This window comes from Microbacterium sp. NPDC091676, assembly GCF_044756645.1.
In the GTDB taxonomy this organism is placed as follows: Bacteria; Actinomycetota; Actinomycetes; order Actinomycetales; family Microbacteriaceae; genus Microbacterium; species Microbacterium paraoxydans_D.
This window is the reverse complement of sequence record NZ_JBIVTI010000001.1, coordinates 443166-467795: the sequence shown is the minus strand read 5'-3', so window position 1 is coordinate 467795 and position 24630 is coordinate 443166. Positions and strand designations below refer to the sequence as shown.

The following is a 24630-nucleotide window of genomic DNA, read 5'->3' as shown; positions in this document are numbered from 1 at the left end:
GCGCGCGACGCCACACTGGCGTCATGCACCCCGCTCTGCTCTATCTGCCGGGCCTGCGGCTCAGCCAACCGGAACTCTGCGCTGCTCGCCTCGACGGGCATGTCGTCGAGATCGGCGACGCCTACATCCCTGCCGATCTGCCGGAGTCCGCCGACGTCCGGGCGAGCAGCATCGCCTCGCTCATCCAGGAAGGCGCCGCCGCCTGCGGGCCCAGCGCCGCCTGGATCCACGGCGCCGGCGATCGCCCGCCGACCGTCCACCATGCGCGTCGGTGGGTCGAGCGGCGGGTACGCCCGCGGATGGACAGCAGGGTGGTCTTCCACGACACCAGGCTTCCGCGGACGGACGTGCAGATCATCGGGGGCATCGCCGTGTCCACGCCCGTCCGCACGCTGTGCGATCTCGCCACCACGCTGCATCGGGATCCCCGCGTGCTCCCGTGGATGCAGGCGCTCGCCCAGGTCCACCCCGCGGCGCTCGACGACGCGATGGAGGCCCTGCGGACCCGGAACCGGGTCCCCGGGAGCGTCAGCGGCCTCGCCGCGCTGGAGCGTCTGGTCAGGAGGAGGTGACGCGGTACACGTCGTAGACCGCATCGATCCGGCGCACCGCGTTCAGGACGCGGTCCAGGTGCACGGCGTCGCCCATCTCGAACACGAAACGGCTCAGCGCCAGGCGCTCGTCCGTCGTCGACACGGTCGCCGAGAGGATGTTCACATGATGCTCGCTGAGCACCCGTGTGACGTCCGAGAGGAGGCCGGAACGATCGAGGGCCTCGACCTGGATCTGCACCCGGAAGACGCTCTTCTTGGTCGGCGCCCAGGAGACCTCGACGAAGCGGTCCTGCTCGCCGCTGAGGGCCTTCACGTTCACGCAGTCCGCCCGGTGCACGGAGACGCCGCTCCCCCGGGTGACGAACCCGACGATCGGATCGCCGGGGACGGGCGTGCAGCACTTCGCCAGCTTCACCAGGATGTCGTTCGCGCCGCGCACGAGCACACCGGAATCGCCGCCCCGGGTCTCGCGGGTCTGGACGCTTCCCGGCAGGTCGATCGCCCCGGTCGTGGGCTCGTCGGTGGCGACGAGCGCGGTGACCTTCTCGAGCACCGACTGGGTCGAGACGTGCCCCTCGCCGACGGCGGCATAGAGACCCGAGACGTCCTCGTAGTGCATCTGGTGGGCGACCTCGGTGAACGAGTCCTGGCTCATCAGCCGCTGCAGCGGCAGGTTCTGCCGGCGCATCGCGCGCGCGATGGCCTCCTTGCCCTGCTCGATGGCCTCTTCGCGGCGCTCCTTCGTGAACCAGCCGCGGATCTTGTTCCTGGCTCGCGTGCTCTTGACGAAGCCGAGCCAGTCCTGGCTGGGCCCCGCATCCGGGTTCTTGGACGTGAAGACCTCGACGACGTCGCCGCTCTTCAGCTCGGACTCCAGCGGCACCAGGCGTCCGTTGACCTTGGCGCCCATGGTGCGGTGCCCGATCTCGGTGTGCACGGCATAGGCGAAGTCGACCGGGGTGGCGCCGGCCGGGAGACCGATCACGCGTCCCTTCGGCGTGAAGACGTAGACCTCCTTGGCGCCGATCTCGAACCGCAGGGAGTCGAGGAACTCCCCGGGGTCTGCGGTCTCGGCCTGCCAGTCGGAGATGTGCGCGAGCCACGCCATGTCGGTGTCGGAGGCACGGACCTCGGCCTTGCCGCCGCCGTTCATCCGCTCCTTGTACATCCAGTGCGCGGCGACACCGTACTCCGCCTGGTGATGCATCTCGTGTGTGCGGATCTGGATCTCGACCGTGCGTCCGGCCGGGCCGATCACTGTCGTGTGCAGCGACTGATAGAGATTGAACTTCGGGGTGGCGATGTAGTCCTTGAACCGGCCGGGCAGCGGCGTCCAGCGGGCGTGGATGGCCCCGAGCACGGCGTAGCAGTCGCGCACGGACGAGACGAGGACACGGATCCCGATCAGGTCGTAGATGTCGTCGAACTCGCGGCCGCGGATGACCATCTTCTGGTACACCGAGTAGAGCTGTTTGGGCCGGCCGACGACCTTGCCGCGGATGCGCAGGTCGCGGAGGTCTTCGTCGATCTCCTCGATGACCTGGCTCAGGTACTTCTCCCGCTGCGGGGTGCGCTGGGCGATGAGGCTGTGGATCTCGTTGTAGATCTTCGGGTGCAGGACGGCGAAGGAGAGGTCCTCGAGCTCCGACTTGATCGCCTGGATACCGAGGCGGTTGGCCAGCGGCGCGTAGATCTCCAGCGTCTCCTTGGCCTTCTTCGCCGCCTTCTCCGGAGGGACGAAGCCCCAGGTGCGGGCGTTGTGCAGCCGGTCGGCGAGCTTGATGAGCAGCACGCGGATGTCCTTGGACATCGCGACGATCATCTTGCGGACGGTCTCGGCCTGGGCGCTCTCGCCGTACTTGACCTTGTCGAGCTTGGTCACACCGTCGACGAGCATCGCGACCTCGTCGCCGAACTCGGCGGTGAGATCGGTGAGGGCGTAGCCGGTGTCCTCGACGGTGTCGTGCAGCAGCGCGGCGGCGATCGCCCGCGGTCCGAGTCCCAGCTCCGCGAGGATCTGGGCGACGGCGAGCGGGTGCGTGATGTAGGGTTCGCCGCTCTGCCGCTTCTGTCCCTCGTGCTTCTCCTTCGCCACGGCGTAGGCACGGGAGATGACGGCGAAGTCACCCTTGGGGTGGTTGGCCCTGACGGTGCGGATCAGATTGTCGAGATCGTTGATCCGGGACGCACGCGAGAAGATGCGGGGCACCAGCCGTCGCAGACTCGAACCCTGCGATGCCGTCTGCGGCTCCGCCATCCACTCACCTCCGAATCAGACAATCCTACGCGCGCTGAGCGGGGGTCGGCCCCGCGGCGGGGCGTCAGACGTCGACAGCCGCTTTGCTCCGTGCCGCGCGGATGCGGGCGTCGCGCTCCTTGATCTGCGGCTCGTTCTCGCGGAAGAGCGAGTACAGCGGCGCCGCCACGAACAGGGTCGAGTAGGTCGCCACGAGGATGCCCACGAAGATCGAAAGCGAGATGTCGGTCAGCGTCTCCGCACCGAGCCAGAAGGCGCCGATGAAGAGGATCGCGCCGACCGGCAGCGCGGCCACCACGGAGGTGTTGATCGAGCGGATGAGGGTCTGGTTCACCGCGAGGTTGACCGACTCCCCGAAGAGCCGCGAGGTCTTCTCCCCGTCCTCCGTGGTGTTCTCCCTGATCTTGTCGAACACGACGGTGGTGTCGTACAGGGAGTAGGCGAGGATCGTCAGGAAGCCGATGACGGCCGCCGGCGAGATCTCGAACCCGGCCAGGGCGTAGACGCCGACGGTGATCACGAGCACGTCCAGCAGGCCGATGATCGCCGCCGCCGACATCTTCCACGTGCGGAAGTAGATGGCCAGGATGAGGAAGGTCAGTGCGAGGAAGATCGCCAGGCCCCACAGGGACTGTCGGGTCACGCTCTCGCCCCAGGCCGGGCCGATGAACGAGGAGGCCACCGCATCCGGCTCGACGCCGTAGGCGTCGGCCAGGGCGCGCGCCACCTGCTGCGTCTCCGCCTCGGTCATCTGGTCGGTCTGCACCCGGACGTCCTGGTCGTTGACGATGACGACCTTGGTCGCGGCCCCGGGCACGACGGACTGCACCGCTTCGGTCGCGGTGTCCTGATCCGTGGTGTCGGGCGCGGCGACGGTGAACTGCGAGCCGCCGGTGAACTCGATCGAGAACTGGATCGGGCGGAACAGCGGCACGAGGGCCGAGCCGACGACCAGAGCGATCGCGATGATGAACCAGAGGCGGCGGCGGCCGACGAACGGGAAGGACGTCTTGCCCGTGTAGAGGTTGTTGCCGAACTCATTCATGGAAGGCATCAGTTGTCTCCCTCACTTCCGGCCGTGGTCTGTCTCTCGGCGGCGAGGGCCTCCGCCCGCTTGCGCTCGGCGATGGTCTGCCGGCGATCCGCCTCCCCGCGCGAACGCGCGTTCTTCGCCCCGCGTCCCGCGGACGCCGTCGCGACCTCGCGGTACTGCGAGCGGCTCCGGTACACGGCGCCCAGCGCCTCCGGATCCAGACCGGAGAGCTTGTGCCCGCCGCCGAAGAACCGCGTACGCGCGAGCAGCTGCATGACCGGATGGGTGAAGATCACGAAGATCAGCACGTCGATCACGGTCGTGAGGCCCAGCGTGAAGGCGAAGCCCTTCACCGTCGAGTCGGCGAGGATGTACAGCACCACGGCGGCCAGGACGTTGATCGACTTGGAGATGTAGATCGTCCGCTTCGCCCGACCCCAGCCGTCCTCGACGGCACCCGTGATCGACTTGCCGTCGCGCAGCTCATCGCGGATGCGCTCGAAGTAGACGATGAAGGAGTCCGCGGTGAAGCCGATCGACACGATCAAGCCCGCGACGCCGGCGAGCGACAGGCGGAAGCCGATCCGCCACGCCAGGATGCAGATGACGATGTACGTCAGCACCGCCATGACCGCGATGGACGCGATGATCACCGTCCCGAGCGCGCGGTACGACAGCAGCGAGTACACCGCCACGAGCGCGAGGCCGATGAGGCCCGCGATGAGGCCGATCTGGAGCTGCTGGGTGCCGAGGGTCGCGGAGATCGTGTCCGAGCTCTGCACCTCGAAGCTGAGCGGGAGGGCACCGAACTTGAGCTGATCGGCCAGGGTCGTCGCGCTCTCCTGCGTGAAGCTGCCCGAGATGCTGGGGCGGCCGTCGAGGATGACGCCGTTCATGCGCGGTGCGCTGATGACCTCGCCGTCGAGCACGAAGGCGAACTGGTCGCGCGGCGACAGCCCGTCGATCCGGTTCTGGTTGAGCCGCGTGCTGACCTGGCCGAACGCGTCCGCGCCCTCGCCGTTCATGGTGAGCTGCACGATCCAGGCGCCCGAGCGCGGGTCGCGCCCCGCGGTCGCGTCGGTGATCGCGCGGCCGTCCAGCTCGGCCGGGCCGAGGATGAACTTGGCGGTGTCATCGGGCGAGCAGGCGATGACCGGCTCGTCCTTCGGCGCCTTCGACGGGTCGTTGGACGGATTGGCGCAGTCGTACGCCTGGAACTCCGCCGCGAGCTTGTCGGTCACCCAGGACAGGTCGCTGGCGTCGGTGGGCTCGGCCGTCGGCTGGTCGTTCAGCGAGGGGTCGGGGCTCGGGTACGGCGTGGAGTTACCGTCCTCCCCGACGAACTCCGTGCTCGCGGCCGTGGTGTAGAGCACCGGACGGAACTCGAGCTGGGCGCTGGACTGGATGCGCTCCCGCGTCTGCTCGTCCGCCTGACCGGGGATCTGGACGACGATGTTGCGTCCGCCCTCGGTCGTGATGTCGGCCTCGGCGACACCGGAGGCGTCGACACGCTGGCGGATGATCGCCGCCGCCTGGTCGAGCTGCTCCTGTGTCGGTGCGGCGCCGTCCTCCGTCTCGGCGCTCAGGACGATCTGGGTGCCGCCCTGCAGATCGAGCGCGAGCTCGGGTGTCCACGAGCTCTGCTTGAAGACGTACACACCCAGCGCGTTGATGCCGAAGAGCACGCCCGTCACGAGGAGCAGGCCGAGGAGGACCCGCCAGGCGTGACGGACAGGAGAGGATGAAGCCACGTGTGTTCAGCTTTCTGGAAGGACGGTGATCCGGGAGGCCGCGACGGCCCTCGTCTTACTTGTCGTCGGCGTCCCGCTCGAGGCGGGCGCGGGTCTCCTCCGGCGTCTCCAGCGCGGGAGCAGCGGTCTCGTCGACGACGTGGTCGTCCGCGGCGTCGACGGGCGCGTCGACGATGGCGTCCTTGGGCTCCACGACGCGGAGGATCGCCTGGCTGTGCACCTCGATGACGGTGCCGGGAGCGATCTCCACGAGCGCCGGGGAGTCGAGGTCTTCGGCGTCGTACGCGACGATGGTGCCGTAGATGCCGCCCTGCAGCAGGACCTTGGCGCCGGGAACCGTCTTGGTCGCCTTCTCCTCCTGCTCGGCCTTCATCTGCCGGGTGCGCTTGCGCGTGTTGAAGATCATGAAGATCAGCAGGACGGCGAGGAGTCCGAAGAGGACAAATTCCATGGGCATGGGGATGGCGCCTTTCTCAGGTGCACGCACCAGCCTTTGGGCGCACAGCGGTATCGGGGAAGTCTTCAGCGATTATAGGTCATCCAACTTCAGCATCCCGTCCGGGTGCGCCACGCCGAGGTGGGCGTAGGCCTCCGGCGTCGCGACCCGCCCCCGGGGCGTGCGGCCGAGGAAGCCGATCCGGACGAGGTAGGGCTCGACCACGCTCTCCACGGTCTCCGGTTCCTCCCCCACCGCGACCGCCAGTGTGCTCAGGCCGACAGGCCCGCCGCGGAACCGACGGACCAGGGCGTCCAGCACCGCGCGGTCCAGGCGGTCCAGGCCGATCGCATCCACGTCGTAGAGGTCGAGCGCCGCCCGCACACCCCCGAGGGTCGCCTCGCCTCCGCCGTGCACGAGCGCATAGTCGCGCACCCGTCGCAGCAGGCGGTTCGCGATGCGCGGAGTCCCGCGGGAGCGTCGGGCGATCTCGGAGAGCGAGTCCGTCGGGAGGTCGACGCCGAGCACCGAGGCGGATCGCCCGATGACCTGCTCCAGCTCGCCCTCGTCGTAGAACTCGAGGTGACCGGTGAAGCCGAAGCGGTCGCGGAGCGGGTTCGGCAGCAGTCCGGAGCGCGTCGTGGCGCCGACGAGCGTGAACGGGGACAGCTCCAGCGGGATGCTGGTGGCCCCCGCGCCCTTGCCGACCATGATGTCGATCCGGTAGTCCTCCATGGCGAGGTACAGCATCTCCTCCGCCGACCGGGCCATGCGATGGATCTCGTCGATGAAGAGCACCTCGCCGGGCACGAGGCTCGACAGCAGCGCCGCGAGGTCGCCGGCGTGCTGGATCGCGGGGCCGCTGGACATGCGCAGCGGACGATCGCTCTCGTGGGCGACGATCATCGCCAGCGTGGTCTTGCCCAATCCGGGAGGACCGGCGAGCAGGATGTGGTCTGCGGGCCGGGACTGGATGCGGGCCGCCTCCAGGAGGAGCTGCAGCTGCCCGCGCACCTTCTGCTGTCCGACGAACTCGCCGAGGCTCGACGGGCGGAGAGCGCCCTCGATGGCGAGTTCGGACTCGTCGGTCGGCTCGGTCGGATCGAGGGCGTCAGCCACGGCCCTGGCCTCCCTGCGCCGGACCGAGGAGCGCGAGCGTACGCCGCAGGAGAAGCGCCACGGAGGCCCGCTCGGCATCCGTCGCCTCCGTCGCCGTCTGGGTGGCCGCCTCCGCCGCGACCTTCTCCGACCAGCCGAGGCCCACCAGGGCGACCGAGACCTGGGCGACGACGTCGTCACCACTCGAGGCGGCAGCGGCCGACGGGGCGGCCACCGCCTGGACCTTGCCCGCGAGCTGCACGACGATGAGCTTCGCCGTCTTGGGGCCGATGCCGGAGACGCGGCGGAACGGCGCGTCGTCCTCTGCCGTCACCGCCTCCGCGATCTGGTCGGCGGTGAGGTGCGACAGCACACCGAGCGCCGACTTCGGGCCGACCCCGGTGACGCTGAGCAGCAGACCGAAGATCTCCAGCTCTCCGCGATCGGCGAAGCCGAACAGGGACAGCGAGTCCTCCCGCACGATGAGGCTCGTGTGCAGCAGGAGCTTCTCCCCCACCGTCGCGGTGTGGGCGACATCCGCCGGGACGGCGACCGCGAAGCCCACGCCTCCGACGTCGATGACGACCTGGTCCGGCGTCGTGTGCAGCACCGTGCCGTGCAGAGAGGAGATCATCCTCTCAGTCTAGGAGCCGGCTCGTAGATATGTTCGAGCGACACGCTCCGCGTCGGCCCACGCACGCTGCGCGGGAGTGAGACCGCCACCCGTGCGGCTCGTCGACGGAGCGCCGCGGCGCCAGGCGTGACACAGCGCGATCGCCAGGGCGTCCGCCGCGTCCGCGGGCTGCGGAGGCGCGTCCAGCCGGAGGATCCGCGCGATCATCGCCTGGACCTGACGCTTGTCGGCGGAGCCGTACCCGGTCACCGCGGCCTTCACCTCGCTGGGAGTGTGGGTCGCCGCCGGCAGACCCGCCTCCGCGGCGATCAGCAGCGCGACCCCGCTCGCCTGCGCGGTGCCCATCACCGTGTGCGTGTTCTGCTGCGCGAAGACCCGCTCCACGGCGACCGCGTCGGGCCGGTGCTCGGCGATCGCGGCGCGGATCCCCGCAGCGACGATCGCGAGACGGTCACCGATCTCGGCGTCCGGGGCGGAGCGGATGACCCCCACGTGGACCAACGTGCCGCGGCGGGCGCGATCGACGTCGACGATGCCCACACCGCACCGGGTCAGTCCGGGGTCGATGCCGAGCACACGCAGCGAAGTGGTCACCCGACCAGGCTAGGCCGCGTGCCCCGTGGCCGGCTCGCGCCGCGCCTAGGCGTCGTCGTTCTCGAGCTCCGCCTGGACCTCGGCGGACAGGTCGAAGTTGCTGAAGACGTTCTGCACGTCCTCGCTGTCCTCCAGCGCATCGATGAGGCGGAACACCTTGCGGGCGGTCTCGGCGTCGATCTCGACCTTGAGGTTCGGCACGAACTCGACGTCGGCCGACTCGTAGTCGATGCCGGCGTCCTGCAGCGCGGAGCGGACGGCCACCAGGTCGCTCGCCTCGGTGATGACCTCGAAGCCTTCGGCGTGCGGCTCGATCTCCTCGGCGCCGGCGTCCAGCGCCGCCATCATGACGTCGTCCTCGGTCGTGCCCTCGGAGCCGACGACGATGACGCCCTTGCGGCTGAAGTTGTACGCGACGCTGCCGGGATCGGCGAGGGTGCCGCCGTTGCGGCTGAGCGCCGTGCGCACCTCGGCCGCTGCGCGGTTCTTGTTGTCGGTCAGACACTCGATCATGAGGGCGACGCCGTTGGGCCCGTAGCCCTCGTACATGATCGAGGTGTACTCGACGGCCTCGCCGCCGATGCCGGCGCCGCGCTTGATGGCGCGGTCGATGTTGTCCTTGGGGACCGAGGTCTTCTTCGCCTTGAGCACCGCGTCGAAGAGCGTGGGGTTGCCCTGCAGATCGGCGCCGCCCAGCTTGGCCGCGACCTCGATGTTCTTGATGAGCTTGGCCCAGGACTTCGCACGGCGCGCGTCGATGACGGCCTTCTTGTGCTTGGTCGTGGCCCACTTGGAATGCCCGGACATAAGTCTCCGCTCGTCGTCTGCGCCCCGGAACGCCGCCCAGGGCGTCGTCCAGTCTATCGAACCGTGCCGCGGCGCCGCTCTGGTCGCGCTCGCACTCGCGCTGACCCAGGCAGTCGCGCGAGTTCAGGCGCGCATGCGTGGACGCGCCTGTCCTCGCGCCGATGCCTGAACTCACGGCACCCCACGGCACCGTCAGCGGCGGGCGACCCGGTCGAGGAAGCGTCGGTGGAACCGCGTCTCGTTCGTGATCTCCGGGTGGAAGCTCAACCCCAGCAGTCCGTCCTGCTCCACGGCGACCACGCGGCCGTCGGGCAGCGTCGCGAGCACCGAGGCCCGCGATCCCACCGCCTCCACGACGGGTCCGCGGATGAAGGCCGCCATGACCGGGTTGTCGAAGGCGGGCACCGTCAGCTCCGCCTCGAACGACTCGGCCTGCCGCCCGAACGCATTGCGCCGCACGACGGCATCGAGTCCACCGAAGCTCTCCTGCCCGTCGATCGCGTCCACCACCTCGTCGGCCAGCAGGATCAGCCCCGCGCAGGTGCCGAGCACCGGCATCCCGTCGGCGATCGCCTCGCGGATCGGCTGCTGCAGCCCGAACAGCCGGGACAGCTTGTCGATCACGGTCGATTCGCCTCCGGGGATCACGAGACCGTCGACGCGCGCGAGCTCCTCGGGCCGACGGACCAGGGTGACGTCGGCGCCGAGCTCTTCCAGGAGCGCGGCGTGCTCCCGCACGTCCCCCTGCAGGGCGAGGACGCCGACGCGCGGGCTACCAGCCACGCTCGGCGAGGCGATGCGGCGCAGGCAGGTCGCTCACGTTGATGCCGACCATCGCCTCGCCCAGCCCGCGGGACACCTCGGCGATCACCTTCGGGTCGTCGAAGAACGTGGTGGCCTTCACGATGGCCTTCGCCCGCTCGGCCGGGTTCCCGGACTTGAAGATGCCCGAGCCGACGAACACGCCGTCAGCGCCGAGCTGCATCATCATCGCCGCGTCGGCCGGGGTCGCGACCCCACCCGCGACGAAGAGCACCACGGGGAGCTTTCCGGTCTCGGCGATCTCCGCGACGAGCTCGTACGGCGCCTGCAGCTCCTTCGCGGCCACGAACAGCTCGTCCTTCGGCAGCGCGGTCAGTGCGGCGATCTCTCCCCGGATCTTCCGGATGTGCTTCATCGCCTCGGACACGTCGCCCGTGCCGGCCTCACCCTTGGAGCGGATCATCGCGGCGCCCTCGTTGATGCGGCGCAGCGCCTCCCCCAGGTTCGTGGCGCCGCAGACGAACGGCACGGTGAAGCCGAACTTGTCGATGTGGTTCACGTAGTCGGCCGGCGAGAGCACCTCGGACTCGTCGATGTAGTCGACGCCGAGCTCCTGCAGCACCTGGGCCTCGACGAAGTGCCCGATCCGCGCCTTCGCCATGACGGGGATGGAGACCGCGTCGATGATGCTGTCGATCATGTCGGGGTCACTCATCCGCGAGACGCCGCCCTGCGCGCGGATGTCCGCGGGGACCCGCTCCAGCGCCATGACGGCCACGGCTCCCGCGTCCTCGGCGATCTTCGCCTGCTCGGCGGTGACGACGTCCATGATGACGCCGCCCTTGAGCATCTCGGCGAGACCGCGCTTCACGCGTGCGGATCCGGTGGTGGGCTGCTCGGTCATGGGGGTCTCCTGTCGGATGATCCGAAATGTGTTTTGATCTAGATCAAAGGTAGCACTGTCCACTCCACCTAGAATCGCGGAGGAGGATCATGAGCGACCAGATCAGGGGAACCACCGCGGCGGAGATCGCGGACAGCGTACGCGCCCTCCGGGACCGCGGCACGCTCCGGCCCGGCGAGGTCCTTCCTCCCGTGCGCGAGCTCGCGGCGACCCTCGGGGTCAACCGCAACACCGCGGTCGCCGCGTACCGCCAGCTCGCGCAGGCGGGTCTCGTGCACTCGCGGGGGCGTGCGGGCACCGTCGTCGCCGGCGTCGACGTCGTGCCGCAGGAGGGCTACGCGCCCGACACCGTCCTCCGCGACATCGGCACGGGCAACCCCGACCCGGCCCGGATCCCCGACCCGTCCGCGGCTCTCGGCACGATCGGTCGCCGCCCCGTGCTCTACGGGGAGCCGGTGATCGACCGCGGGCTCGAGGACTGGGCACGGGAGTGGATGGGCGCCGATCTCGCGGGCCAGGACTTCCGGGTCACGGTCACCAGTGGAGCGGTGGACGCCGTCGAGCGCCTGCTCGCCCAGGCGCTCATGCGCGACGATGCGGTGGCCCTCGAGGATCCCTGCTTCCTCGCGAGCATCCATACCGTGCGGCTCGGCGGGTATCGCGCCATCACGGTCCCGGTGGACGGCGAGGGCATGACGGTCGAGGGGCTCCGCGCCGCTCTGGACGCGGGCGTCCGCGCCGTCATCTGCACCCCGCGCGCGCAGAATCCGACGGGGGTGAGCCTCTCCCCCGCTCGGGCGGCGGCGCTGCGCACGGTGCTCGCCGACCACCCGTACGTGCTCGTCATCGAGGACGACCACTTCTCCCTGCTCTCCCAGCGTCCGTACGAGTCGCTGATCGGCCCCGACCACCGGCGGTTCGCCCTGGTGCGCTCGGTGTCGAAGTTCCTCGGGCCGGACATGTGCCTGGCGCTCGCGGCGACCGACCCGGAGACCGCAGAGCGCCTGGCGATGCGGCTCAGCCCCGGCACCACCTGGGTCAGCCACCTGCTGCAGCGGCTCACGCTCGCCCAGCTCACCGACCCCGCCGTGCGCGAGGAGATCGCGGAGGCGGGTCGCCACTACGCCGCGCGCAACGCCGCCTTCGCGGAACGCCTGCGCGCCGCGGGGATCGACGCCCCCGACCCGGACGGCCTGAGCCTGTGGGTCGGCTTCGCGAAGCCCGCACGCACCATCGCCGACCATCTGATGCGCCGCGGGTGGCTCGCGCGCACCGGGGACGACTTCGCCCTCGACGAGCGCGACGACCCCTCACACCACCTCCGCCTCACCGTGCACGACCTCTCCGAGGACGACGCGGAGACCCTCATCGCCGACCTCGTCGCCGCCGGACGATGACCACCCGTCGCGGGCACCGGCCCGCCCAGAATGAAAGGGACCGGGTATGAAGATCCTGTCCATCCAGTCCGCCGTCGCGTACGGTCACGTCGGCAACTCCGCGGCCGTCTTCCCGCTGCAGCGCATCGGCGTGGAGGTGCTGCCGGTCTACACCGTGACCTTCTCGAACCACACCGGCTACGGCGCGTGGCGCGGACCGCTGATCGACCCCGCCGATGTCGGCGAGGTCATCACCGGCATCGAGGAACGCGGCGTGTTCGGCTCCATCGACGCCGTGCTCAGCGGCTACCAGGGCAGCGAGGGCATCGGCGACGTCATCATCGACGCGGTCTCCCGGGTGAAGGCGGCGAACCCCGAGGCGCTGTACGCCTGCGACCCGGTCATGGGCAACGCCAAGTCCGGCTGCTTCGTCGCTCCGGCGATCCCGATCCTGCTCCGTGAGCGCGTGGTGCCGGTGGCCGACATCATCACGCCGAACCAGTTCGAGCTGGGCTTCCTCACCGAGACCGAGCCGGACACGCTCGAGTCGACCCTCGCCTCCGTCGACCTCGCGCGGGCGATGGGGCCGCGCACGGTGCTCGTCACGAGCGTCGAGCGGCCGGACCGCGAAGAGGGCACGATCGAGATGCTCGCCGTGGACGACGCGGGCGCGTGGCTCGTGCAGACCCCGCACCTGCCGATGAAGGCGAACGGCTCCGGCGACGTGACGGCGGCGCTGTTCACCGCGCACTACGTCGACACCGGCAGCGCGCAGACCGCTCTGGAGCGCACCGCCTCCAGCGTCTACGACCTGTTGCAGGCCACGCTCGACTCGGGCGAGCGCGAGCTGCAGCTCGTCGAGGCGCAGGAGTTCTACGCGACCCCGCGGATGCAGTTCACCGCCCGCCAGGTGCGCTGACTCCTCCTCGACCCGGGGACGCCGACGCGACGACTCAGCGATCGGCGGCGGGCCACGCCTCCGCGACGGCCTCCCGCACTTCACCGAGGAGCTGCGGGAGCGCCTTCGTCTTGGCGATGATCGGGAAGAAGTTCGCGTCCGAGCGCCACCGCGGCACGACGTGCTGGTGCAGATGCGCGTCCACGCCCGCTCCGGCCACCGCACCCTGGTTCATGCCGAGATTGAAGCCGTCGCAGCCGGAGACCTCGCGGAGCACGCGCATCGCCGTCTGCGTGAGGGCGCCGATCTCGGCGACCTCCTCGGGCGTCGCCTGGTCGTAGGTGGCGATGTGCCGGTACGGGCACACGAGCAGGTGCCCCGAGTTGTACGGGAAGAGGTTCAGCAGCACGTACGCGGTCTCCCCGCGCGCCACGATGAGCCGCTCCGCATCCGGGTACTTCGGCGCTTCGCAGAACGGGCATTCCTCGCGCAGCGGCTCCGGCCCGGCCTGGATGTACGCCATCCGATGCGGGGTCCACAGCCGTTGGAACTCGTCGGGCACCCCGACGAGACGGGAGGCGTCCTCGAGGTCCGCCTCACCGCCCGTCATGCGAGGTCTCCCGCCTTCAGCACCAGCGCGTGCGACGCGATGGCGGCGCTGATCCGGCGCACCGCATCGGCGACCGGCACGCCGTTCTCCTGCGTGCCGTCGCGGAAGCGGAACGACACCGTGCCGGCGGCGCGGTCCTGCTCCCCCACGATGAGGATGACCGGGACCTTCGCCGTGGTGTGGGTGCGGATCTTCTTCTGCATGCGGTCGTCGGAGTGGTCGACATCGGCCCGCACGCCCGCCGCGCGCAGCTGCGCGATGACGTCGTCCAGGTAGTCGCCGTACTGCTCCGCCACCGGCACGCCCACGACCTGACTCGGTGCGAGCCAGAGCGGGAAGTCGCCGGCATAGTGCTCGAGGAGGATCGCGAAGAAGCGCTCGACGGAGCCGAGGAGCGCCCGGTGGATCATCACGGGCCGGTGCTTCTGCCCGTCGGGACCGGTGTACTCCAGCTCGAAACGGTCGGGCTGGTTGAAGTCGAGCTGGATGGTCGACATCTGCCAGGTACGGCCGATGGCGTCGCGGGCCTGCACCGAGATCTTCGGGCCGTAGAAGGCGGCGCCACCCGGGTCGGCCACGAGCTCGAGACCGGACTCGATCGCGACCTCGCGCAGCGTGTCGATCGCGGTCGACCACTGCTCGGGCTCGCCCAGGAACTTCGGGTTGCCCTCCTCGTTCGTCGAGAGCTCGAGGTAGAAGTCGTTGAGGCCGTAGTCGCGGAGCAGGTCGAGCACGAGGTTCAGGTTGGTGGTGAGCTCCTCCTTGACCTGGTCCTGGGCGACGTAGATGTGCGCGTCGTCCTGGGTCAGGCCGCGCACGCGGGTGAGCCCCGACAGCGTTCCGCTCTTCTCGTAGCGGTAGACCGTGCCGAACTCGGCCAGACGCAGCGGCAGCTCCCGGTAGGAACGCCCGCGCGAACGGAAGATGAGGTTGTGGAACGGGCAGTTCATCGGCTTGAGGTAGTAGTCCTGGCCCTGGCGGGTGACGTTGCCCTCGTCATCGACGACCTCGTCGAGGTGCATCGGGGGGAACATGCCGTCCGCGTAGGTCTGCAGGTGCCCCGACGTCATGAAGAGATCCTTCTTCGTGATGTGCGGGCTGTTGACGAGGTCGTAGCCGTTGCGCAGCAGGTGCTTGCGCAGGTTCTCCTCGATCTCGTAGCGGATGATGCCGCCCTTGGGGTGGAACACCGCCAGTCCCGAGCCGATCTCGTCCGGGAAGGAGAACAGGTCCATCTCGGCGCCGAGCTTGCGGTGGTCGCGGCGCTCGGCCTCGGCGATGCGCTCCTGGTAGGCGCGCAGCTCGTCCTTCGTCGGCCATGCGGTGCCGTAGATGCGCTGGAGCTGCGGGTTCTTCTCGCTCCCCCGCCAGTACGCGGCGGCGATGCGGGTGAGGTCCCAGCCGTTGCCGATCATGCGCGTGTTGGGCAGGTGCGGACCGCGGCAGAGGTCCTTCCAGACGACCTCGCCGTCGCGGGTGGTGTTGTCGTAGATCGTGAGCTCACCCTCGCCCACCTCGACGGATGCCCCCTCGGCGATCTCGCCCTCGGAGCCCGCCGACGGGCCCTTGAGCCCGATGAGCTCGAGCTTGAACGGCTCGTCCGCGAGCTCCGCACGAGCCTCCTCGTCGGTCACGACGCGACGGACGAAGCGCTGGCCCTCGCGGACGATGCGCTGCATCTCCTTGGAGATCGCCTTGATGTCCTCCGGCGTGAACGGGGTGTCGACGCCGAAGTCGTAGTAGAAGCCGTCGGTGATGGGCGGACCGATGCCGAGGTTCGCCTGCGGGTTGATCCGCTGCACCGCCTGCGCGAGCACATGCGCGGTCGAGTGACGCAGGATGTTCAGGCCGTCGGGGCTGTCGATCGTGACGGGCTCGACGTCGTCGGTCTCGGTGACCGTCGCAGCGAGGTCCTTCAGGACGCCGCCGACGCGCATGGCGACGACGTTTCGGTCAGAGAACAGGGCGAAGCCGTCGGTCGGCTGGGCGTTTTCAGGCACTGATCACTCCATCTGGGTCTGGATCTAGGCTACTCGTCCGCTCGCAGGTCGCCGACCGTCACGCGGCGCTCTCCGACAGCGGATCCGCGGCCGCCGGCGCGAAGATGATGATCGCCGCCCCGGCCAGAGCCACCACGGAGCCGATGACGTCCCACGAGGTGGGGCGGAATCCGTCGACGATGACGCCCCAGGCGAGGGATCCGGCGATGAAGATCCCGCCGTACGCGGCCAGGACACGGCCGAAGTTCGCATCCGGCTGCAGGGCCGCGAGGAAACCGTAGGCCCCGAGCGCCATGACCCCCAGGACCGCGAACAGCCAGCCCCTGTCCTCCTTCACCGCCTGCCAGATGAGCCAGGCGCCGCCGATCTCGGCGATGGCGGCGAGGAGGAAGAGGACGGTGATGCGCAGCACGGTCATCGCCTCAGTGTGACAGCCGCGGCGTCCGACGGGGACGATAGCGTGGGCGCATGACTCGGACGATCGCCCGCTGGCTCCTGGCTCTCGCCCTCGGGGCGATGGGCGTGCTGCACTTCACCCAGACACGCGGGTTCCGGGTCGTCGTGCCCGACTGGGCGACCCGCCTGACCCGGATGGACAAGGACACGATCGTCCTGGCGTCGGGTGCGGCCGAGGTCGCGCTCGCGGCGGGCCTGGTGGCTCTGCCGCGCGAGCGTCGACGGATGGGAGTGGCCACGGCGGGTTTCTTCGCCGCGGTCTTCCCCGGCAACTGGCATCAGTGGCGCACCGGGCGATCGACGCCCGGGCTCGACACGGACCGGCGGCGGTTCGGCCGCCTGTTCCTGCAGCCTCTGCTCATCGCCTGGGCCCTGTGGGCGACCCGATGACCTCACCCTCGATCGTCTGGTTCCGCGACGATCTCCGCCTGGCCGACAATTCCGCGCTGCGTGCCGCCGTCGAGCGCGACGAGCCGGTCATCGCGCTCTTCGTCCTCGACGAGGAGTCCCCCGGCATCCGTCCGCTGGGCGGCGCGGCGCGCTGGTGGCTGCACCATTCGCTGGCCTCGCTCGCCGGACGACTGCGTGAGAAGGGGGCGACGCTGGTGCTGCGGCGCGGGCCCGCCGACCGGGTCGTGCGAGAGCTGGTCGCCGAGTCGGGTGCGGGAGCGGTCTTCTGGAACCGTCGCTACGGCGCCGCCGGGCGCGAGATCGATGCCGGGCTGAAGACGACGCTGCGCGACGAGGGGCTCCTGGTGCGATCGTTCGCCGGGTCGCTCCTGCACGAGCCGTGGACGGTCACCACCGGGAGCGGCACGCACTATTCGGTCTTCACACCGTTCTGGCGGGCCTGTCTGGCCCTTCCGGCCCCGCGCGCCCCGCTTCCCGAGCCTCGAGAGCTCCGCGGCGCCGCCAGGCGGCTCCCCTCCGACGCGCTGGACGACTGGGGGCTGCTGCCCACCGCCCCGGACTGGGCGGGCGGTCTCCGCGACACGTGGGATCCCGGCGAGCCCGCCGCGCGCCGCCGGTTGCAGCACTTCCTCGCCGAAGAACTCCGCACGTACGACCACGCTCGCGACGCGCCGGCCGCCGGTGCCACTTCCCGGCTGTCTCCGCGTCTGCGCTGGGGCGAGCTCAGCCCCTTCACCGTGTGGCACGAGGCGATCGACGTCGACGGGGCCGGCGGATTCCTCTCGGAGCTCGGCTGGCGCGAGTTCGCCTGGCACACGCTGTTCCACTTCCCGGATCTCGCGACGAAGAACCTGCGGCGCGAGTTCGACGCGTTCCCCTGGCCTCCCCTGGACCCCGCGCGGCTGGAGCTCTGGCAGCACGGCGAGACCGGAGTCCCCCTCGTCGACGCGGGCATGCGCGAGCTCTGGCACACCGGGCACATGCACAACCGGGTGCGGATGGTCACGGCATCGTTCCTCGTCAAGAACCTCCTCATCGACTGGCGGCTCGGCGAGGAGTGGTTCTGGGACACGCTGGTGGACGCCGACGACGCGAGCAACCCGTTCAACTGGCAGTGGGTCGCGGGCTCCGGTGCCGACGCCGCCCCGTACTTCCGCGTGTTCAACCCGGAGCTGCAGGCCAAGAAGTTCGACGGCGAGGGGCAGTACATCGGCCGCTGGGCTGCGGACGCCCCCGCCGAGCCGATCGTCGACCTCGGTGAGACCCGGAAGGCAGCGCTCGCCGCCTACGACGTCGTCAAGCGCTCCGGAGCACCGCGGAGCTGACGCACGGCTCCCGCCCGTCACGATCTCCGGCGCATGGCAGACTGGTGCCCGTGAGCCCGTCCCGCAAGCCCGCCGTCGTGCGGGGCTTCGCGACCTCGTCGCTCGCGATCTTCGTGGCCCTGGCGGGTCACGTGAGCGGCGGCGGCGAGATGCCGGGCCCTTTGGGGATCCTCGTGCCCTGGCTGTTCGCCTTCATGGTGAGCGTGCTCCTCGCCGGACGAAGGCTCTCCCTCACCCGACTCACCCTCTCCGTGGCCGTGAGCCAGTTCCTCTTCCACGTGCTCTTCGTGCTCGGCACGGTCACCCCGTCCGGCGCGGCGATCCGTCACGTGCACGGCGCTCCGCTCGTGCTCCCCGCAGCCGAAGGCTCCGGGGTCGTCGCGACCGCGGATGCCGCGATGTGGCTCGGGCATGCCCTCGCGGCGGTCGTCACCGTGACGGCGCTCCATCGCGGGGAGCGGCTGCTCCTCACCCTGCGCGATCTCGCCGTCCGACTGGTCCGCTGGGTGCGTCGACGGGCGGACGTGACGCTCGCCCCGCGCTCCGCCGCTTCTCCGTTCCGCCTGGCCGGTCTCTTCCTCGTCCGGACGGCCCGCCGCCTCCGTCTCCTCACCCCGCTCCTCGGACGCGCCCCGCCCGCTCTCCCCGCGCTCTGATCCGCGCCCGCGGCCTCCGGCCGCGCGGTGCGTCCTCGCGCTGTCCCGGTGACGCGCGCACGAACGCAGGTACCCCGTCGCTCGGCGACGTTCGAAGAGAGGCACTTCCCATGACCCCTGTCCGCAGATTCGCGGCCGGGGCGGTGCTGGCGGCTGTCGCGATCCTCGCGACGGCAGCGCCGGCGACCGCCCATGACCAACTCATCGAGAGCAGCCCCGCCGACGGGGAACGGCTCGACACCGCGCCCGTCAGCGTCACGATGACGTTCTCGGGCGAGCTCCTCGTCCTCGACGAGTCGACCGCCGGGGCCGTCGTCCTCGTCGTCGACGCGGAGGGTGAGGACTGGGCGACGGGCGAGGTGGAGGTCCGCGGCCGGAATGTCACCGCCGCCCTCGTCCCCGGTATGCCGGACGGCGGGTACCAGGTGCGGTGGCAGGTCGTCTCCGAGGACGGACATCCGATCGCGGGGATCATCCCCTTCGCGATCGGCGACGCCGTCCCGCTGGAGTCGACCGGGAATCCGGAGCCGACCGCCTCCGCCACGGACGACACGTCGACCGCATCGGATCAGAACGCAGACGAGACGGGCGACCCGATCCGGGTCCTGCTCGTCGGCGGGGCGGGAGCGGCACTCGCCGTCGCCGCCTTCGCCGTCCTCCTCATCCTCCGCCGCCGTCGCGCGGCCGCCATGGCGCCGGAATCCGGCGACGACACGGCAGAGAACTCCTGAAAGGCATCATCATGAACACTCGCACCTCCCTCCCCCGCCTCGGCGCGGCGATCGTCCTCGCGCTCGTCGCGCTCACCGGATGCACCACGCCCACAGCCGAGACACCGACCAGCGCCCCCGCCGGTGAGGTCCTCCGGATCGACGACGCCTGGGTCAAGTCGGCCGATGAAGGCATGTCCGCGGCCTTCGGCGTGCTCGTCAACGAGGGCGAGGAGGACGTGACGGTGACGTCGGTCACCTCCGCCGCCTCGCCGATGATCGAGCTGCACGAGACCGTCGAGAACGAGGCCGGGGAGATGGTCATGCGGGAGATCGCCGGGGGCTTCGTCGTCCCCGCCGGCGGCACCCTCGCCCTCGAGCCCGGGGGGAACCACATCATGATGATGGACCTCGCCGAGCCGCTGCGCGCCGGTGACGAGGTCGCCTTCACGGTCACCCTGTCCGATGACTCCACGTTCGACTTCCGTGCGCCGGTGAAGGACTACTCCGGCGCGAACGAGAACTACGACGGTGCCGACGACCACGAGGGCATGGACCACTGATGTCCGCGCGCGTCTCGGGCGCGCGCACCGGCCGCACCGGCTCGACCCGGCGGCAGTTCCTCCTCGGAGGGGCTGTCGCCGGTGTCGGGGCCGCCGTCGCGGTCGGGGCGGACCTCGCCCTCACGCGAGCGGACACGGAGGCTCCCGCGGCCCCCGCTCCGCTCAACGGCTCCCTCACCGTCCCGTTCCACGGCGTCCATCAGGCCGGGATCGACACCGCGGCGCAGGCGCACGGCTCGTTCGTCGCGCTCGACCTGCGCCCGGAGGTCGACCGCGACGCGCTCCGCCGGCTCCTGCGGATCCTCACGGACGATGCGGCGCGGCTCACCCGAGGACGCGGGGCGCTGGCGGACTCCGAGCCGGAGCTCGCCGTCGCCCCCGCCCGGTTGACCGTCACGTTCGGCTTCGGTCCGACGCTCGTGGCACGGGCGGGCGGTAGCGCCCCCTCGTGGCTCGCTCCCCTGCCCGCCTTCCGCGTGGACCGCCTGCAGCCGGAGTTCTCGGACGGAGACCTGCTCCTGCAGATCGCAGCCGACGACCCCTTGACCGTCGCGCACGCGCAGCGCATGCTCCTGAAGGACGCGCGCGGCTTCGCGACCGTGCGATGGATCCAGCAGGGCTTCCGCCGGGCACACGGCACCGAGCGACCGGGCACGACCATGCGCAATCTCTTCGGTCAGGTCGACGGCACGAGCAATCCGCAGCCGGGCACCGAGGACTTCGACCGGGTGGTGTGGAGCGATGACGGCTGGCTCGCCGGCGGCACGGGCATGGTCCTCCGCCGCATCCGCATGGACCTCGACACCTGGGACCGCCTGGATCGCGGGGGCCGCGAGGCCTCGGTGGGGCGGACGCTCCGCGACGGCGCGCCCCTCACGGGGACGTCGGAGTTCGACGAGCCGGACTTCGACGCGACGACGGCCATCGGGTTCCCCGTCATCCCGGCGTTCGCGCACATCCGACGCGCGCGCGGCGACGGCGCGGAGCGCATCTTCCGCCGGGCGTACAACTACGACGAGCGCCCGGCCGCAGACGGCGTCTCCGAGTCCGGACTGCTCTTCGCCGCGTTCCAGGCCGACGTCGCGCGGCAGTTCGTCCCCATGCAGCAACGGCTCGACGAGCTCGACCTGCTCAACGAGTGGACCGTCCCGATCGGATCCGCCGTGTTCGCCGTGCCCCCGGGATGCGCGGAGGGCGGCTACATCGGGGAGACGCTGCTCGACTGAGGCGCGGGGTCAGTGGGGTCCGCGTCGCCGCGCCGCAGCGACCGCGGGCCCCACACCGTCCAGCACGGGCTCTCCGTGACCCGTCAGGACGACGCGCGCGCTCGTCCGTGCCAGGGTGTCCAGCGATTCCATCGCCTCCGTGGTGTCGGCCGTGGCGGCCCTGGCGACGATCTGGGGCCCGGCCTCCCCCGTGTACGGGTCGAGCGTCACGAGGGCGTCGCCCGCGACGAGGACCCCGACCTCGGGGAAGAAGTACGCGCAGTGCCCTGCCGTGTGTCCCGGAGTCCACAGGGCGATCGGGGTCCCGGGGGCGTCGATCGGATGCTCGTGCGTCACGCGGGGCTGCGCATCGACGCCGCGGACGTTGAGCGCTCCGGCGAGAGCCATCCGGGTGATGGTGGGGATCCCCCGCGGATGGGTGAGCACGTAGGGGACGCGCGGGGAGGCGGGACGGTAGCTGTACGGGTGACGGGCCAGCTCTGCGTCGCGAGGGTGGACGAGCACGGAGACGCCCTCCTCATGCAGCCGGCGCGCGACTCCGACGTGGTCGAAGTGCCCGTGCGTCAGGACGGCCGCATCGATGTCGGTCTCCTTCGCCCCGAGGTGGCCGAGCACGTCGCGCAGCACGCCCCTGCTGCGCGGCAGCCCCGCATCGAACAGCGTCAGCCCATCCGCGGTCTGCACGAGGTAGCAATTGACCTCCGCCACGCTGATGCCGAAGAACCCCGGCACCACCTCGGTCCACTCCGGTGCTCTGCTCATCCCCGTGCCTCCCCGTCGTCGGCGGGTCCGCGCCCCGCATCGAAGGTGCGCTCGTACCGTTCCCGCGCTTCGAGCAGCACGTGTGGGCCGATGACGGCGATCGGCTCCACATCCTTCAGCAGCGGCTCGCAGTCCGGGCCGCGGCCGCAGTGCTCGCCCCGGAGGATCCAGGCGATGCGCTGCGGCTCCTTCTCGGCGAGGTGCCGGTACTGGCAGAGTTGGCGTGCCAGCCAGTCCTCCAGCGGACGCGTCCACCACCGCTCGGCGTCGAGAGGATTGACGGAGAGCCCGGGAAGCTCGAGTCCGCTCTCGGTGTCGATGCTGGAGCGGCGGGTGTCCGCGTCCGGCCCCTCGGAGTAGCGGACGTGCAGACCGGGGCACGCGCGGACGACCGCGGCCAGCTGCGCCAGGTGGTCGATGCGTCGCAGCCCGGTCGCCGCATCGCGATCGGAGGTCGAGGTGCCGCAGGTGCGGTCGAGAGCGGCGTCGGTCATGGCCTGAGCGTAGGAACCGGTCCGGCGGCTGCGAGGGGGATTGACAATCCGTGCTCCGGGCACATCGTCGCAGGAGCGCTTGCGGACGCCCGCGCGAAGCTACCGCGCGGCTTCTGATGCGTCAATGCCCTCTCAGCCGGCACACAGGAGTCCTACTTTCGGGCAACCGCACCACACCTTGGAGGGGATCATGAGCGACACCACCCGCACCACCCGCTACGCCGGGACACCGATCCAGAAGACGGCGCTGATCGTCGGCATCGTCTTCCTCATCGTCGGCATCGCCGGCTTCATCCCGGGCCTCACCCATTCGGCCGAACACCTGCACGGAGCCGGAGCAGCGTCGGAGGCCCTGCTCCTCGGCCTCTTCCAGGTCTCGGTCCTGCACAACGTCGTGCACCTGTTGTTCGCCGTCGCGGGCATCGCGCTCGCCGCCTCGCCGCGCGCCTCCCGCCTGTACCTCATCATCGGCGGACTCGCGTACCTCGTCGTCTGGTTGTACGGCCTCATCGCGGTCGGCAACGAGCAGCTGAACTTCCTGCCGGTGAACAACGCCGACAACTGGCTCCACCTCGGCCTCGCGATCGGCATGGTGCTGCTGGGCATCTTCGTCAGTCGAGAGCCGCGCGTCCCGCAGAACGGGCCCGGCACCGCGCAGGTCTGACCCCCGCACCCCCAGACGGGACGCCTCCTCCTCGCCTCGCGGAGGGGGCGTCCCGTCCGCCGCCGCCCCCTACGCGGCGTCGAGGGTGCCGGTGACCGCGCTGCCAGCCGGCTCCGGCACGAGATACAGCCCGCTCGGTGCATTGGCCGTGTACGCCAGCGCGTCGACCCAGGCCCGATTAACCTCGGGCTGGCGGCTCCCCACGTACTTGAACACCATGGAGCTCCCGGCATGGATCCAGACGGTGATCCGTCCGCCCCCGATGCTGGCGTCCTCCTTCCAGGTGTACGGGAAGGGCTCGCCCCGCCGCAGCTTCGCGGTCATCACCAGCTGCAGATGCCGCAGCGCGCGGTCCTCGACCTCGACCTTGGTGCTTCCTTCGTAGATGAACCTGCCCATGTCCGCCCTCCTGGGGTGATCGCCACGGAATCTCGTCCCACGGAGGAGCGATCGTCGATCGCGGGTGGTGATGTCGGTCCACCCTGTCAGCCGCACGCCCCCGGCGGGCCGAAGACGCCGATGTGCGGACGGGAAACGAACAGATCGTGCGAGCGGTGTCCACTCTCGGGGTCACCCCTCCACCGGCTGGACGGCGTTCCCCCAGACCCAGCAGCGGTACGTGCGCTCGCCGGCACGGAACTCGATACCCGCCGCGAGCGGAGTGGAGCGGACGACCTTGGCCTCCACGCGGATCGCCTCTGGGCCGAACCGCACCCATGCCCGCACCCGCCGCTGGAGCGCGTGCGGATAGACGGTGATGGCGGACTCGCGCAGGGCGAGCTCGCGATCGGACAGGGACTGCAGGGGGCCGCGGCGTGCGGCGGCCTCGATGGCCTGATGCTGCGACCGCATGTCGTTGTACGCGGAGAGCGCGCGACCCGAGTTCCCCACACCGGCTCCTTCCTCCGGCCTCGTCCAGGATACCGATATTCGAACACATCTTCGAACTCGGTTCAGTCAGCGCCGACACGCAGATCAGCACCGACGTCGCCGAGCTCTGCCGTGAGACTGCGCCCTCGCGCGGATCTGCGACGCCGCGCGGAGGGAGGAGCGGGAGGACTGCGTGCGGGCAAGAAAAAACCCCCGGCAGAACCGGGGGTTTCAGGTGGTGCGCGATACTGGGATCGAACCAGTGACCTCTTCCGTGTCAGGGAAGCGCGCTACCGCTGCGCCAATCGCGCCCGTTGGGGCTATTCAGTTTTCCCGTGAGGTGGCGACGGGATTCGAACCCGTGTAAACGGCTTTGCAGGCCGGTGCCTAGCCGCTCGGCCACGCCACCGTGTGGATTGACCCCACGTGCCGCCGATCTTCGAGAAGATCTACTGCACTCGAGCGGATGACGAGACTCGAACTCGCGACCCCAACCTTGGCAAGGTTGTGCGCTACCAACTGCGCTACATCCGCATTTCGTTCCCGGTTGTCCCGGGCACTTATGAAACATTAGCCGATGATCCGCGCTCCGCCAAACCCGTGGCGAATCTCGCGCGTGTCTCCGGGACTGGTCATCGAGGCGCTCGCGGGTCGGGTAGTATCGGTTGACGTACCCCACGGGTATGGGCGATTGGCGCAGTTGGTAGCGCGCTTCCTTCACACGGAAGAGGTCATCGGTTCGAGTCCGGTATCGCCCACAGAATCCCTTCGAAGGCCCC

At 70.2% G+C, this 24630-nt stretch carries 27 protein-coding genes and 4 tRNA genes; 11 read left to right on the top strand and 20 right to left on the bottom strand.

All coding sequences use genetic code 11. From position 1 onward, the window contains the following. Positions 1-23: 23 nt before the first annotated feature. Positions 24-572 (top strand): type IV toxin-antitoxin system AbiEi family antitoxin, encoded by a 549-nt coding sequence (locus ACIQID_RS02425; RefSeq protein ID WP_400281701.1) that lies wholly within the window; start codon positions 24-26, stop codon positions 570-572. Here the strand turns inward: ACIQID_RS02425 and ACIQID_RS02420 are convergent. The 10 genes from ACIQID_RS02420 to pdxS all read right to left on the bottom strand — a co-directional run bounded on the left by ACIQID_RS02420 (position 559) and on the right by pdxS (position 10830). Further along, on the bottom strand, positions 559-2811 hold the full coding sequence (locus ACIQID_RS02420) for a bifunctional (p)ppGpp synthetase/guanosine-3',5'-bis(diphosphate) 3'-pyrophosphohydrolase (protein ID WP_025103521.1): 2253 nt from the start codon (positions 2809-2811) through the stop codon (positions 559-561). The genes ACIQID_RS02425 and ACIQID_RS02420 overlap by 14 nt on opposite strands. 64 nt (positions 2812-2875) lie before the next feature. Continuing rightward, positions 2876-3865 carry a protein translocase subunit SecF gene (gene secF, locus ACIQID_RS02415; RefSeq protein ID WP_331202884.1) on the bottom strand — a complete coding sequence of 330 codons (990 nt, stop codon included), beginning with the start codon at positions 3863-3865 and terminating at the stop codon, positions 2876-2878. Beyond that, positions 3865-5595 carry a protein translocase subunit SecD gene (gene secD / locus ACIQID_RS02410; RefSeq protein WP_312672441.1) on the bottom strand — a complete coding sequence of 577 codons (1731 nt, stop codon included), beginning with the start codon at positions 5593-5595 and terminating at the stop codon, positions 3865-3867. The genes secF and secD overlap by 1 nt, the downstream gene beginning before the upstream one ends. A gap of 55 nt (positions 5596-5650) precedes the next feature. Further along, positions 5651-6052, bottom strand: a complete 402-nt coding sequence (gene yajC, locus ACIQID_RS02405; RefSeq protein ID WP_370670655.1) for a preprotein translocase subunit YajC — start codon at positions 6050-6052, stop codon at positions 5651-5653. 72 nt (positions 6053-6124) lie between these two features. Continuing rightward, positions 6125-7150, bottom strand: a complete 1026-nt coding sequence (gene ruvB / locus ACIQID_RS02400) for a Holliday junction branch migration DNA helicase RuvB (protein WP_060922274.1) — start codon at positions 7148-7150, stop codon at positions 6125-6127. Beyond that, positions 7143-7763 carry a Holliday junction branch migration protein RuvA gene (gene ruvA, locus ACIQID_RS02395; RefSeq protein WP_400281694.1) on the bottom strand — a complete coding sequence of 207 codons (621 nt, stop codon included), beginning with the start codon at positions 7761-7763 and terminating at the stop codon, positions 7143-7145. The genes ruvB and ruvA overlap by 8 nt, the downstream gene beginning before the upstream one ends. A 9-nt stretch (positions 7764-7772) precedes the next feature. Next, a complete protein-coding gene (gene ruvC, locus ACIQID_RS02390; RefSeq protein WP_060922276.1) occupies positions 7773-8357 on the bottom strand; it encodes a crossover junction endodeoxyribonuclease RuvC in 585 nt (194 codons plus the stop codon). A gap of 45 nt (positions 8358-8402) precedes the next feature. Further along, positions 8403-9164 (bottom strand): YebC/PmpR family DNA-binding transcriptional regulator, encoded by a 762-nt coding sequence (locus ACIQID_RS02385; RefSeq protein ID WP_312672437.1) that lies wholly within the window; start codon positions 9162-9164, stop codon positions 8403-8405. Positions 9165-9356: 192 nt separating this feature from the next. Then, positions 9357-9947 carry a pyridoxal 5'-phosphate synthase glutaminase subunit PdxT gene (gene pdxT, locus ACIQID_RS02380; RefSeq protein WP_400281690.1) on the bottom strand — a complete coding sequence of 197 codons (591 nt, stop codon included), beginning with the start codon at positions 9945-9947 and terminating at the stop codon, positions 9357-9359. Continuing rightward, on the bottom strand, positions 9937-10830 hold the full coding sequence (gene pdxS / locus ACIQID_RS02375; protein WP_025103530.1) for a pyridoxal 5'-phosphate synthase lyase subunit PdxS: 894 nt from the start codon (positions 10828-10830) through the stop codon (positions 9937-9939). Before pdxS ends, pdxT begins: the two co-directional genes overlap by 11 nt. 89 nt (positions 10831-10919) lie before the next feature. Here pdxS and ACIQID_RS02370 point away from each other — a divergent pair, with 89 nt between their 5' ends. Both ACIQID_RS02370 and pdxY read left to right on the top strand, forming a co-directional pair. Continuing rightward, complete coding sequence (locus ACIQID_RS02370; RefSeq protein ID WP_400281686.1) at positions 10920-12227, top strand: aminotransferase class I/II-fold pyridoxal phosphate-dependent enzyme; 1308 nt, start codon at positions 10920-10922, stop codon at positions 12225-12227. A 46-nt stretch (positions 12228-12273) separates the two neighbouring features. Continuing rightward, on the top strand, positions 12274-13125 hold the full coding sequence (gene pdxY, locus ACIQID_RS02365) for a pyridoxal kinase PdxY (RefSeq protein ID WP_400281683.1): 852 nt from the start codon (positions 12274-12276) through the stop codon (positions 13123-13125). A 34-nt stretch (positions 13126-13159) separates the two neighbouring features. Here the strand turns inward: pdxY and ACIQID_RS02360 are convergent, their stop codons facing one another. The 3 genes from ACIQID_RS02360 to ACIQID_RS02350 form a co-directional block, all read right to left on the bottom strand. After that, complete coding sequence (locus ACIQID_RS02360; protein WP_025103533.1) at positions 13160-13714, bottom strand: HIT domain-containing protein; 555 nt, start codon at positions 13712-13714, stop codon at positions 13160-13162. Continuing rightward, positions 13711-15651 carry a threonine--tRNA ligase gene (gene thrS, locus ACIQID_RS02355; protein WP_400285611.1) on the bottom strand — a complete coding sequence of 647 codons (1941 nt, stop codon included), beginning with the start codon at positions 15649-15651 and terminating at the stop codon, positions 13711-13713. The genes ACIQID_RS02360 and thrS overlap by 4 nt, the downstream gene beginning before the upstream one ends. 121 nt (positions 15652-15772) lie before the next feature. Further along, the gene (locus tag ACIQID_RS02350; RefSeq protein WP_400281679.1) at positions 15773-16132 is read right to left on the bottom strand and encodes a YnfA family protein; all 360 of its coding nucleotides are present in this window, start codon (positions 16130-16132) and stop codon (positions 15773-15775) included. A 50-nt stretch (positions 16133-16182) separates the two neighbouring features. Here ACIQID_RS02350 and ACIQID_RS02345 point away from each other — a divergent pair, with 50 nt between their 5' ends. The 6 genes from ACIQID_RS02345 to ACIQID_RS02320 all read left to right on the top strand — a co-directional run bounded on the left by ACIQID_RS02345 (position 16183) and on the right by ACIQID_RS02320 (position 21061). Beyond that, positions 16183-16560 (top strand): hypothetical protein, encoded by a 378-nt coding sequence (locus ACIQID_RS02345; protein WP_400281676.1) that lies wholly within the window; start codon positions 16183-16185, stop codon positions 16558-16560. Next, a complete protein-coding gene (locus ACIQID_RS02340) occupies positions 16557-17906 on the top strand; it encodes a cryptochrome/photolyase family protein (RefSeq protein WP_400281673.1) in 1350 nt (449 codons plus the stop codon). Before ACIQID_RS02345 ends, ACIQID_RS02340 begins: the two co-directional genes overlap by 4 nt. Before the next feature lie 50 nt (positions 17907-17956). Further along, the gene (locus ACIQID_RS02335) at positions 17957-18562 is read left to right on the top strand and encodes a hypothetical protein (protein WP_400281670.1); all 606 of its coding nucleotides are present in this window, start codon (positions 17957-17959) and stop codon (positions 18560-18562) included. Positions 18563-18672: 110 nt separating this feature from the next. Continuing rightward, a complete protein-coding gene (locus tag ACIQID_RS02330; protein ID WP_400281667.1) occupies positions 18673-19293 on the top strand; it encodes a copper resistance protein CopC in 621 nt (206 codons plus the stop codon). A gap of 11 nt (positions 19294-19304) precedes the next feature. Next, positions 19305-19835 carry a copper chaperone PCu(A)C gene (locus ACIQID_RS02325; protein WP_400281664.1) on the top strand — a complete coding sequence of 177 codons (531 nt, stop codon included), beginning with the start codon at positions 19305-19307 and terminating at the stop codon, positions 19833-19835. Continuing rightward, positions 19835-21061 (top strand): Dyp-type peroxidase, encoded by a 1227-nt coding sequence (locus ACIQID_RS02320; protein WP_400281661.1) that lies wholly within the window; start codon positions 19835-19837, stop codon positions 21059-21061. Before ACIQID_RS02325 ends, ACIQID_RS02320 begins: the two co-directional genes overlap by 1 nt. A gap of 9 nt (positions 21062-21070) precedes the next feature. Here ACIQID_RS02320 and ACIQID_RS02315 read toward each other — a convergent pair whose 3' ends face one another. Together ACIQID_RS02315 and ACIQID_RS02310 are read right to left on the bottom strand one after the other, a co-directional pair. After that, entirely contained in the window at positions 21071-21823 is a 753-nt protein-coding gene (locus tag ACIQID_RS02315; RefSeq protein ID WP_400281658.1) for an MBL fold metallo-hydrolase, read from the bottom strand. Further along, the gene (locus ACIQID_RS02310) at positions 21820-22317 is read right to left on the bottom strand and encodes a DUF6098 family protein (RefSeq protein ID WP_400281655.1); all 498 of its coding nucleotides are present in this window, start codon (positions 22315-22317) and stop codon (positions 21820-21822) included. Before ACIQID_RS02310 ends, ACIQID_RS02315 begins: the two co-directional genes overlap by 4 nt. 190 nt (positions 22318-22507) lie before the next feature. Between ACIQID_RS02310 and ACIQID_RS02305 the strand changes: the two genes are divergently transcribed. After that, entirely contained in the window at positions 22508-22981 is a 474-nt protein-coding gene (locus tag ACIQID_RS02305; RefSeq protein WP_312672421.1) for a DUF4383 domain-containing protein, read from the top strand. Positions 22982-23050: 69 nt separating this feature from the next. Here the strand turns inward: ACIQID_RS02305 and ACIQID_RS02300 are convergent, their stop codons facing one another. From ACIQID_RS02300 to ACIQID_RS02280, 5 genes are all read right to left on the bottom strand, one after another. Further along, the gene (locus ACIQID_RS02300; RefSeq protein ID WP_312672420.1) at positions 23051-23380 is read right to left on the bottom strand and encodes an ATP-dependent DNA ligase; all 330 of its coding nucleotides are present in this window, start codon (positions 23378-23380) and stop codon (positions 23051-23053) included. Between the two features lie 171 nt (positions 23381-23551). After that, positions 23552-23872 carry a hypothetical protein gene (locus tag ACIQID_RS02295; RefSeq protein WP_312672418.1) on the bottom strand — a complete coding sequence of 107 codons (321 nt, stop codon included), beginning with the start codon at positions 23870-23872 and terminating at the stop codon, positions 23552-23554. A 215-nt stretch (positions 23873-24087) separates the two neighbouring features. Next, a tRNA-Val gene (locus ACIQID_RS02290) sits at positions 24088-24162 on the bottom strand. A gap of 27 nt (positions 24163-24189) precedes the next feature. Beyond that, a tRNA-Cys gene (locus ACIQID_RS02285) sits at positions 24190-24260 on the bottom strand. Positions 24261-24312: 52 nt separating this feature from the next. After that, positions 24313-24385: transfer RNA gene (locus tag ACIQID_RS02280), tRNA-Gly, on the bottom strand. Positions 24386-24536: 151 nt separating this feature from the next. Between ACIQID_RS02280 and ACIQID_RS02275 the strand changes: the two genes are divergently transcribed. Further along, positions 24537-24609 (top strand) — tRNA-Val (locus ACIQID_RS02275). The last annotated feature ends 21 nt before the right edge of the window (positions 24610-24630 follow it).

Coding starts and splice junctions, on each gene's coding strand:
- ACIQID_RS02425 (WP_400281701.1), top strand. CDS start 24: ATGCACCCCGCTCTGCTCTATCTGCCGGGCCTGCGGCTCAGCCAACCG.
- ACIQID_RS02420 (WP_025103521.1), bottom strand. CDS start 2,811: ATGGCGGAGCCGCAGACGGCATCGCAGGGTTCGAGTCTGCGACGGCTG.
- secF (WP_331202884.1), bottom strand. CDS start 3,865: ATGCCTTCCATGAATGAGTTCGGCAACAACCTCTACACGGGCAAGACG.
- yajC (WP_370670655.1), bottom strand. CDS start 6,052: ATGCCCATGGAATTTGTCCTCTTCGGACTCCTCGCCGTCCTGCTGATC.
- ruvA (WP_400281694.1), bottom strand. CDS start 7,763: ATGATCTCCTCTCTGCACGGCACGGTGCTGCACACGACGCCGGACCAG.
- ACIQID_RS02385 (WP_312672437.1), bottom strand. CDS start 9,164: ATGTCCGGGCATTCCAAGTGGGCCACGACCAAGCACAAGAAGGCCGTC.
- pdxS (WP_025103530.1), bottom strand. CDS start 10,830: ATGACCGAGCAGCCCACCACCGGATCCGCACGCGTGAAGCGCGGTCTC.
- ACIQID_RS02370 (WP_400281686.1), top strand. CDS start 10,920: ATGAGCGACCAGATCAGGGGAACCACCGCGGCGGAGATCGCGGACAGC.
- pdxY (WP_400281683.1), top strand. CDS start 12,274: ATGAAGATCCTGTCCATCCAGTCCGCCGTCGCGTACGGTCACGTCGGC.
- ACIQID_RS02360 (WP_025103533.1), bottom strand. CDS start 13,714: ATGACGGGCGGTGAGGCGGACCTCGAGGACGCCTCCCGTCTCGTCGGG.
- thrS (WP_400285611.1), bottom strand. CDS start 15,651: ATGCGCGTCGGCGGCGTCCTGAAGGACCTCGCTGCGACGGTCACCGAG.
- ACIQID_RS02350 (WP_400281679.1), bottom strand. CDS start 16,132: ATGACCGTGCTGCGCATCACCGTCCTCTTCCTCCTCGCCGCCATCGCC.
- ACIQID_RS02345 (WP_400281676.1), top strand. CDS start 16,183: ATGACTCGGACGATCGCCCGCTGGCTCCTGGCTCTCGCCCTCGGGGCG.
- ACIQID_RS02340 (WP_400281673.1), top strand. CDS start 16,557: ATGACCTCACCCTCGATCGTCTGGTTCCGCGACGATCTCCGCCTGGCC.
- ACIQID_RS02330 (WP_400281667.1), top strand. CDS start 18,673: ATGACCCCTGTCCGCAGATTCGCGGCCGGGGCGGTGCTGGCGGCTGTC.
- ACIQID_RS02325 (WP_400281664.1), top strand. CDS start 19,305: ATGAACACTCGCACCTCCCTCCCCCGCCTCGGCGCGGCGATCGTCCTC.
- ACIQID_RS02320 (WP_400281661.1), top strand. CDS start 19,835: ATGTCCGCGCGCGTCTCGGGCGCGCGCACCGGCCGCACCGGCTCGACC.
- ACIQID_RS02315 (WP_400281658.1), bottom strand. CDS start 21,823: ATGAGCAGAGCACCGGAGTGGACCGAGGTGGTGCCGGGGTTCTTCGGC.
- ACIQID_RS02310 (WP_400281655.1), bottom strand. CDS start 22,317: ATGACCGACGCCGCTCTCGACCGCACCTGCGGCACCTCGACCTCCGAT.
- ACIQID_RS02305 (WP_312672421.1), top strand. CDS start 22,508: ATGAGCGACACCACCCGCACCACCCGCTACGCCGGGACACCGATCCAG.
- ACIQID_RS02300 (WP_312672420.1), bottom strand. CDS start 23,380: ATGGGCAGGTTCATCTACGAAGGAAGCACCAAGGTCGAGGTCGAGGAC.